The following is an 8907-nucleotide window of genomic DNA, read 5'->3' as shown; positions in this document are numbered from 1 at the left end:
CCGCTAAACACGGGGGCTGCGCGGCGGACACGCCGACGTCACAGCTACTGCCACGCCATTTTTGCAGAACTTGACGCACACAACTTTCCGGCCCCTTCCAGGCATTCACAATGCCGGTCGATCGCCGATCTGACCGCCAGAGGCTGTTGACGTCGAAAACACATAAGCCGCTAGATGTTCCCCTTTTGTGCTTCCAAAGTCGCATAAACAGAACCGGCAGTTTGCCAATCCTTGCTGCGACTGCGTGCCTCAAGCTCTGATCGGCGCATTGCCCGTCCGTTGTGCGGCAGCAGGAGTAGCTGAAGCTGGGGGGCAGCGCCGCGGACTCAACGAGCGCTACTGTTATGACGGCAGGAACGAAGAAGCAGTCCTCATGGACCGATGCATGCTATGCATTGCTTCGATCACGCCCAGCACGTGCGGACATAGGCGAACTCCGGCGAAGAGTTTGACAGCGGAGATCAGCGCAAGATGTCCGACAGGCTCTCGGGCTTCTTCTCGCCAAGCGACAGATCAAGGCCCGACAGAAGGTCGATGAGATGACTTTGCATCAGGTCGGACGCGTTTTTTGCGTCGTGCTTTTCGATGGAATCAACGAGGGCGTGATGGGCGTGGCTTTCGCAGGTGGTGTCGCGGCGACGCCAGTAGAGCGCGATGATCAGCGACGACCGCGACAACAGGTCCTTGACGAAGCCGGTCAGGATCGAATGGCCGGCGATTTCAGCGATGCCGACATGGAATTTTGCCGACAGCATTATGGCGTCGCTGTCGCGGCCGGCATGCAGGGCCTCGTGCTCTTTTTCGAGATGAAGCCGCAGTTGCGCGATCTCGGCCGGCTTTGCCACTTCGGCGGCAAGCGCCGCGACCTTGGGCTCGATCAGCGCTCGCGCTTCGAACACCTCGCGCGCTTCCTGCTTGGTCGGCTGGGCGACGAACGCGCCGCGGTTCGGCTCGAGCCGAGCCAAGCGGTCATGCGACAGCGCCTGCAGCGCCGCGCGTATCACCGCGCGGCTTACCGAATAGATCGAGGCGAGCTCGTCCTCGGGCAGCTTTGTGCCCGGTGCGAGGCGGTGGCTGACGATGGCGTCGCGCAGGCCGGCATAGACCGGAAACCAGCGCATCGTCGGCTTGTCGCCATCCCGTGTCTTTGGTCCAAGCAGGTCCATCGTCTCATTGTCCCGGCGGCCGGATCGCATAGCGGCGCGAACACCGCGTTTCCGGCCGGACATCGAACATCCTGTGTGGGAATGTCAACAATTTTGCACGCATCAGGATACACGGCCGGAGGGCGAAAAGGACGCAAAGATTCCGGCGAAGGACTTTTCGAGTGGAACCTGGTAGCCGCCGCGCTTCGAGGTCGACAGGCCAAGGCTGACGAGGCTCTCGCAGAGTTGTACCGCGCAGGCGACGCCGTCGAGCACAGGAAGGCCATGTTCGCGGCTGAACGCGGCGGCGAGGTCGGCCATGCCGGCGCATCCCAGCACAATCGCTTCGGCCCGGTCGTCGCGGATGGCGCGCTCGATCTCCTCCGAAATTCGATGGCGGGCGTTGGAGCCGGGCACTTCGAGCTCCAGAACGGGAACGTCGCTTGCCCGCACCCTAGCGCAGCGGCTGGCGAGGCCGTAGCGCACCAGATTGTGCTCGATCGCCGGCACCGAACGCGACAGCGTCGTCACCACGCTGAACTTGCCGGCAATTAGGCTCGCCATGTGAAACGCCGCTTCGCCGATGCCGACCACCGGCATCTCGCCGACGCAGCGTACTGCGTCGAGGCCGGTGTCGTCGAAGCAGGCGATGACGCAGGCGCTCGCCGCCGGATATCTCTGGATCTCGCCGATCATTCCCGGGATGGCGAAGACCTCGTCGAAATAGCCTTCGACGCTCGGCGGCCCGTCCTTCGGATTGACGGCGATGATCCTGGTGCCGGCCGAAGCCGCGCCGCGCGCCGCCTCGCTGATCTTTTCGGTCATGGACGCAGTGGTGTTGGGATTGACGACGAGTATGTCCATTTGCGCTTTCATATTTCGCCGCCGAGATAGAGTTTCTTGACCCGGTCGTCGCCAAGCAGCTCAGCCGAATGTCCGGCCAGCGCGATCTTTCCGGTCGTCAGTGCGTAGGCGCGCTGCGAGATGCGCAGCGCCATGCGCGAATTCTGCTCGACCAAGAGAACGCTGACCTTTTCGTCGCGATTGATCGCCACGATGGAGCGGGCGATGTCCTGGACGAGCTTCGGCGCGACGCCGAGCGAGGGTTCATCGAGCAGCAGAAGCTTCGGTTTGGCCATTAGCGCCCGCCCGATCACCAGCATCTGCTGTTCGCCGCCGCTCATCGTGCCCGCCGTCTGGGAATAGCGTTCCTTCAGGCGCGGAAAGCGCGCGAGCACCATGTCCAGCGTCCTGGCGATTTCGGCCTTGTCGGTGCGGGTGAAGGCGCCCATCATCAGATTGTCGCGCACCGTCATGTAGGAAAAGACGCGCCGACCCTCCGGCACCATGGCGATGCCCATCCTGACCAGCTCGTCCGGGCGCGTTCCGTCGATGCGGTGGCCCCGGAAATGAATCTCGCCGCTGCGGACTTTCTTCAGGCCGGTGATGGCGCGCAGGATCGAGGATTTGCCCGCGCCGTTCGCGCCGATCAGCGCGACGGTCTCGCCCTCGTTGACGTTGAGCGACACGCCCTTCAGTGCATAGACATGGTCGTAGTAGAGTTCGATGTCGGAGACTTTCAGCAGTTCGCTCATGGCTAAAATCCGATCGTCTCATCTTCGACGCCGAGATAGGCCTCGATGACCTTTTCGTTCTCCTGGATTTCCTTCGGCGTTCCCTCGGCGATTTTCACACCGAAGTTCAGGACGACGATGCGGTCGGAAATGTTCATGACGGCGGGCATATCGTGCTCGACCAGCAGGACAGTCACGCCGCGCTTCCGCACGCCGCGCACCATCTCCACCGCGCGCACGGTTTCGTCATGGTTCATGCCGGCGAAGGGCTCGTCGAGCAGAAGCACGGTCGGGTTGGTAGCGAGCCCGATGGCAATCCCGAGCGCGCGCAGATGGCCGTGCGGCAGCGTGCTGGCGATCTCATGCCGTTGCGTGCCGAGATCGAGGAAGTCGATGATCTCGTCGGCCGAGCGGCCGAATTCATCCTCGTCGCGCCGTGCGGTGTTCGTGCCGAGATAGAAGCCGGCAAGGCTGGCATTGGAACGCAGGTGATGCGCGATGATGACATTGTCGCGCACCGTCATGCCCTTGAAGATCGTCGTCTCCTGGAACGTGCGCACCACGCCCTTCCGGGCGACGATATGCGGCGCCAGGCCTGAAATCCGCTCTCCCCGGAATAGCACTTCGCCCGAGGTCGGATTGAGGAAAGAGGAAATCAACTTGAACAGCGTCGACTTGCCGGCGCCGTTGGGGCCGATGACGGAGAGGATTTCGCGTTCGCGGACCGCGAAGGAAACATTGTTGACCGCGACCAGCCCGCCGAAGCGTTTGGTCACTGCCTTGATCTGGAGAAGCTCAGTCATGGTCCTAGCCCTGCTTCTTGCCGAACAGCCTGAGGCTGAGCAGGCCGTTGGGAAGGAACAGCATCAGCGCGATCAGCACCGAAGAGAAGATCAGCAACTGGAACTCGCCGGTCTCGAACAGGAAATCCCAGCCGAAATAGAGCACGAAGGTGCCGATCATCGGCCCGAAGACGTGGCCGAGCCCGCCGAGGAAGCAGTTCAGCATGAAGTTCACCGAGTCGGTGACGGTGAAGCTCGACGGATAGATCGACTGCGAGATGGCGACGAACATCGCACCGCCGAGACCGCCGAGGAATGAGGAGATGGCGTAGGCGATAACGCGCAGATAGGCGATGTTGACGCCGATCGAGGAGGCCAGTTCCTCGTTCTGCTGCAACGACTGGCAGAGTTTGCCAATGCGCGAATGGACTAGGCGGTAGAGCGCCGCAAAGCACAGCACCATCAGCACAACCGACACCAGATAGAAGGCGGGACGCGGATTGGGGAGCGCCGCGAAATCTGGAAGGATGGTCAGCCCGAAGATCGAGATGCCGCCGGGGAGCGGAATGCTGACCATGCCCTTGGCTCCGTTGGTGATCGGCAGCGCCAGCGCGAGCAGCCGCGCCACTTCGGTCAAAACCAGCGTGACCATGGCGAAATAAACGCCGCGAAGTCTGAGGATGGGCAGTCCGATCAGCACGCTTGCAGCGGCGCAGAATAGCCCAGCCAGCGGCAGTGTCAGCCAGAACGACACACCGTACTGGACGACAAGAATGGCCGAAACATAGCCGCCCATAAGCGCGAAGGCGCCCTGGCCGATATTTATGCGGCCGATGTAGAAAGTCACCCACACCCCGGCGCTGGCGATGCTGAGCAGCGCGACCGAGGTCAGCGTGTAGTAGAGGTCGAGCCGACCGGTCGCCTCAATCAGCCAGGGCACGCCGACGAGTACGACCAGCAGGAAGACAGCGACGACGAGGATGTTGCGTGTACGCTTCATGTCCATCATCCCCACGGCTTGCCCATGAGCCCGTTCGGGCGGATGCTCAGGAACACCATCAGCGCGGCGAAGATGACGAGATAAGTGACGTCGCCATATTGGCGTAGCACCGTCAGGCCGACCGATTCCATCATGGCGAGGATGAAGCCGCCGGCGATCGCTCCGCTGACCACGCCGGCCCCGCCGATCATCACCATCAAGAACGCCTTGATCGAGATCGGCCCGCCGATGCCCGAATTGACGCCGGTGATGGCGACCAGCAGCCCCCCGACTATGCCGGCAAGCATGGCGCCGAGCGCAAAGCCGATCATCGAATAGCGGTCGACCTCGACGCCCATCAGCTGCGCCGCGACCCGGTCCTGCGCCAGCGCCCGCATGGCACGTCCCGGCTTGCTGTACTGCATGAAAAGCACGAAGGAGGCGATGAACAGTATGGCGAGTGCGCCGACCAGCAGCCGGTCGTAAGGCATTATGAGGCTGTCGGAGACGAAGACGCCTTTGACGATCTTCGGCACGCCGCGCTGCTTTTCGCCGAACAGGAGGAGGATCACGGCGTCGAGGAAGAATGCGACCGCCGCCGCGAGAAGCATCGTACTTTCCTCCCGCACGCTTCGCTTAATCACCGTCCTGAAAAGGAATTTCTCGACAAGCGCTCCAATGACCAGCAGCGTGACCCCGGACGCGACGAGCGCGACGACGAAAGGCATGCCGAGCTGGCCATAGACGGTGTAGGTGACGAAGCCGCCGAGAACGTACATCTGCCCATGGGCAAAGTTAAGCACGTTCATTAGCGCGAAGATCAGGGTCAGACCGAGCGCGATCAAGGCGTATTGCGCGCCAAGATAAAGCCCGTTGGCGATGACTTGTTCCATCAGGATGGTTCCGGCCGTTCAGAGGCTGAAGACGAATGCTCGAGTCTCTGCGGCAATCCGCTTCAGTGCAGTTGCGTCAATCGACTTGAGCGACGAAGAGCGTCTCGAACTTGCCGTCGCGGTATTCCGTGACCACCATCGGGACCGAAAGCTGGCGCTTCTGGCCAAACGACGTCATTCCGACATAGGTCAGCTTGGCATCGTCCTTCAGATAGGGATTGGGCGCCGAGAAAGTGTCGATCGTCTTCTTGAACTCCTCGACATTGTCGATCGCGGCCGGGTTCGCCTTCAGCGTCTCGATGATGTATTCGAGCGCGTAGACCTTGGTGTTGGACTCGTCATTGTATTCGCCGAACATTTTCGTATAGCGTTCGACGAACTCCTTCATCGTGTCGGACGCGATTTCGGGCGTCGATGCGCCGCCGACCGAGATGAAGCCGTTGGCCAACTCGCCCGCGCCCTCTTCCAACACCTTGGCATCCTGCGCCGTTTCGGTGGAGATCAGGCCTTCGTAGCCGAGCTCGCGCGCGGCGCGGATCAGCAGCGGCGCATTGCCCGGCGCGACGCCCGAAAGCACCAGCAGGTCCGGTTTTTGCAAAACGATCGGCGTCAGTACCGGCGTGAAATCGCGGGTATCGTTTTGGTAGACATCCGTGGCAGCCACAACCTCGAGCCCGAGCGCCTTTGCCGCGGCAACACCGCCATCCCGCTGGCTCAGCGGATCGGATTCGTTGGCGGCGACAAAGGCAACTTTTTTCACGCCCCTGTTTTCCATGAGATATTTGTAGATCGCCGGAGCCGACTGGTAGTTGGCGATCATGCCGAGCACGGCGTTGGATGCCGGCGGGGTGTAGAGTTCCTTCGGGAATGCGTAGGGAAAATAGATGATGCCCTTGGATTCTGCCACGGGACGCACCGCCGCCGCGCCGTCGTCGACATTCGGACCGACGACATAGTGGATGCCCTCCTGGGCCATCTTCTCCATGCCGGCGATCGCCCGCTTCGGGTCCTTCTGGTCGTCGAAGGTGACGATTTTGACGTCATAGGTCTCGTCACCAATCTTCACACCGCCGGTTTCGTTGATCCAGGCGGCGCGCGTCTGCATCGAGCGGACGTTGGATGTGCCCCACGCAGCGGCCGCGCCACTCGTCACGCCGACAAAGCCGATCTTGAGTTCCTTGTTGGCGGCGTGCACCGCTATTGTGCCGCCGGCCATGATTGCCAGCGCGGAGACGGCGCCGCGCGCCGCGGATGTGATTATTGAACGTCTGTTGATCATTGTTCTTTCCCCTTTGGAGGCCGCGCATTGTTGCGACAGAACCCGACCGATACGCGGATTTTTGTGAGTGAAAGCTCAAATCAATCACCTGTCAACAAAACTTTCTCAGATTGTCGACAATCTGTGAGCGGCCGTAGACGAAGAACGTGGGACCGATCGCGGTTCGGTGCTTTGCTCGAGAGGTTCGTGGTGTCGGAATTCCTGAAGCTCGCATGGTGGTCAGAGCGACGGGTGTCTTTCTCACACTACCGGACCAAGGATCAGGACGAGGTCGGCGTCGTGATCGAGGATCGACGCGGTCGGGTCGTCGGTATCGAGGTGAAGGCCTCCGCAAACGGTTCCGCAGGACTTTCGGGGATTGCGCCAGTTGCAGGAAGGAGTCCGCGATCGTTTTGTGCGCGGGCTGGTGCTGCACGACCATCACCGTGTGACGCCGTTCGGCGAAATAATTGCAAGCTGCACCGCTGTCGGTTCTGTGTTCGATGTAAAGTTGCATAAAATGCGGTCTAGAACTTGGGTCGCGAGGTGGTCTAAATAATCCCAGATCGATACGAGCCGAGCCTTCATTGGTCGCGGTGATTTCTGGCAACTTCGCCACCCCCCCGTAAGCCATCTTGCATCGAACCAGCGGTCCGCCGGCCCGTCATAGGGCAGCCGCGTGACATCCCAGTGGCTGACGAAGCGCGCGTAGGCGTCCCAGACCGGTGGACCGCCGCCGATGAAGACGACACGGCCGGCAAAGCGCTTGAGCGTGTCCTCGGGATCCATACTGGAGCGAACGACGACAAGTTCCCGATCCGCGCGAGCAAAATCCGGAACGCTCGCGATCGTCTTGGGACCGGCGAGCAAGACGTGTCCTCTCGTGACGTCGAAAAACCGTGCAACGTCGGCTACGAACTCCGGCGAGCCGAAGCGATATTGGCAAACTGAAACGTCAGAGCGGGCATCGCGCAGATGCCCGCCACCATGGGTACGGATGCACGCAAGGGACCGAAGAAGCGCCGGCGACCCCCCACCGCTCGAAGAACAGGAGAGGGGCCAATAGTGCGAAACCCGCTTTCCAAGCCGTTTGCCGATCCAGAAGGACAGCCAGTCCCCCAGTGCCGCCCCAATGGCGGCGGCAAGCCATCACGAAATTCCGGTTCTTCTCAGCAGCGCCACGCGGGCTAACGCTGATTATCGTATGGCCGGCCTGCAGCGCGAATCGCGCTGCTGGCTCGCCCAGGTTCGGCCATCGTCAATCGCCAGATCACGCACGATCAGCACGGGATGGAGCCGGTGAACGACAGCGCAGGGTTCGGCGTCGTTTTGGCCTTCGGCCTATTGGTGCTCAACTGGCTGGCGATCCGCTTATCGATGTTGTCGCCTGGCTGGCGAGCTTCTGATGCGTACGCCGTTCCACCCCGGTGCGAGGAACGGGAGAGCACCAAGGACGGCGATGAAATAGCAGGGCGGTACAACCCGCCCCAACCGAAGCCGCGTTCTCGACGACATGGTTACTGTGACAAGACGAACAGGGTATAAGGCTATCAGGCAGCAGACTGGTTGAGGAGCGCCCCCCCGTCATGAAGCCGATGAACGAAGAGCATCTCGCGGTTCTACGCAGGCACATGGTCGAGATGATTGCAATTCACACCGATCTTGCAAGCGAAGAACTTGGCAAGGCGGCGCTCGATGAGCGGGTATTGGCGGCGATGAGGCGGATACCGCGGCATCTCTTCGTGCCAGCATCAGTTGCGCCTTATGCCTACCAAGACATGCCGCTGCCGATCGGCTTTGATAAAACCGTCTCGCAGCCCTTCATCGTTGCTCTCATGACCGATCTCCTTGCGCCGCAACCGCACGAGGTAGTGCTCGAGATCGGCACCGGCCTAGGCTACCAAACCGCAATCCTCGCGGACCTTGCCGGGCAAGTTTGGAGCGTCGAAATCATCGAGGAATTCGCAAGCCATGCCGAGGCTCTCCTGCGGGGTCTCGGCTTCTCCAATGTCGGCATTCGTGTCGGAGACGGGTCTCGCGGCTGGCCTGAGCACGCCCCATTCGACAAGATCCTGGTCACCGTGGCGGCTGGGCGGGCGCCGCCGGCTTTGATTGAGCAGCTCAAGCCGGGGGGACGCCTGGTTCTGCCCGTGGGACCTGGAGAAGCGCAGTTGCTGACCGTCATCGACAAGGATGCGGCAGGGCAACTGAAGACTCGCAAACTCATCCCAGTTCGGTTCAGCCGTCTCGAAACGGTCTAATGAGGGGGGCCCAAC

General features: G+C 61.4%; 9 protein-coding genes and 1 pseudogene. 2 read left to right on the top strand and 8 right to left on the bottom strand.

The annotated features are described in order from the left end of the window. Positions 1–461: 461 nt before the first annotated feature. The 7 genes from NKI50_RS19105 to NKI50_RS19075 all read right to left on the bottom strand — a co-directional run bounded on the left by NKI50_RS19105 (position 462) and on the right by NKI50_RS19075 (position 6652). Entirely contained in the window at positions 462–1166 is a 705-nt protein-coding gene (locus NKI50_RS19105; protein WP_023722328.1) for a GntR family transcriptional regulator, read from the bottom strand. A 102-nt stretch (positions 1167–1268) separates the two neighbouring features. Further along, the gene (locus NKI50_RS19100) at positions 1269–2009 is read right to left on the bottom strand and encodes an aspartate/glutamate racemase family protein (protein ID WP_352642978.1); all 741 of its coding nucleotides are present in this window, start codon (positions 2007–2009) and stop codon (positions 1269–1271) included. An 8-nt stretch (positions 2010–2017) separates the two neighbouring features. Beyond that, complete coding sequence (locus NKI50_RS19095) at positions 2018–2740, bottom strand: ABC transporter ATP-binding protein (protein WP_023722330.1); 723 nt, start codon at positions 2738–2740, stop codon at positions 2018–2020. A gap of 2 nt (positions 2741–2742) precedes the next feature. Then, positions 2743–3522 (bottom strand): ABC transporter ATP-binding protein, encoded by a 780-nt coding sequence (locus NKI50_RS19090; protein WP_352495644.1) that lies wholly within the window; start codon positions 3520–3522, stop codon positions 2743–2745. 4 nt (positions 3523–3526) lie between these two features. Then, complete coding sequence (locus NKI50_RS19085) at positions 3527–4501, bottom strand: branched-chain amino acid ABC transporter permease (protein ID WP_352495643.1); 975 nt, start codon at positions 4499–4501, stop codon at positions 3527–3529. A 5-nt stretch (positions 4502–4506) separates the two neighbouring features. Continuing rightward, the gene (locus tag NKI50_RS19080) at positions 4507–5373 is read right to left on the bottom strand and encodes a branched-chain amino acid ABC transporter permease (protein ID WP_352717316.1); all 867 of its coding nucleotides are present in this window, start codon (positions 5371–5373) and stop codon (positions 4507–4509) included. A gap of 76 nt (positions 5374–5449) precedes the next feature. Beyond that, positions 5450–6652, bottom strand: coding sequence for an ABC transporter substrate-binding protein (locus tag NKI50_RS19075; protein ID WP_031195079.1), 1203 nt, complete (start codon positions 6650–6652; stop codon positions 5450–5452). A gap of 63 nt (positions 6653–6715) precedes the next feature. On the opposite strand from NKI50_RS19075, the gene NKI50_RS19070 reads away from it, so the two are divergent. Further along, entirely contained in the window at positions 6716–7150 is a 435-nt protein-coding gene (locus tag NKI50_RS19070; protein WP_352642984.1) for a DUF4143 domain-containing protein, read from the top strand. 99 nt (positions 7151–7249) lie between these two features. On the opposite strand, the pseudogene NKI50_RS19065 reads toward NKI50_RS19070, so the two are convergent. After that, positions 7250–7555, bottom strand: a pseudogene (locus NKI50_RS19065) (diacylglycerol kinase); the annotation flags it as partial. 662 nt (positions 7556–8217) lie between these two features. On the opposite strand from NKI50_RS19065, the gene NKI50_RS19060 reads away from it, so the two are divergent. Beyond that, positions 8218–8892 carry a protein-L-isoaspartate(D-aspartate) O-methyltransferase gene (locus NKI50_RS19060; RefSeq protein ID WP_352642975.1) on the top strand — a complete coding sequence of 225 codons (675 nt, stop codon included), beginning with the start codon at positions 8218–8220 and terminating at the stop codon, positions 8890–8892. Positions 8893–8907 lie beyond the last annotated feature (15 nt).

The sequence above is a fragment of the Mesorhizobium sp. M0563 genome, from assembly GCF_040321065.1.
Taxonomy (GTDB): Bacteria; Pseudomonadota; Alphaproteobacteria; order Rhizobiales; family Rhizobiaceae; genus Mesorhizobium.
Note: the sequence above shows the minus strand (reverse complement) of the source record. Positions and strands in the feature narration are given on the sequence as shown.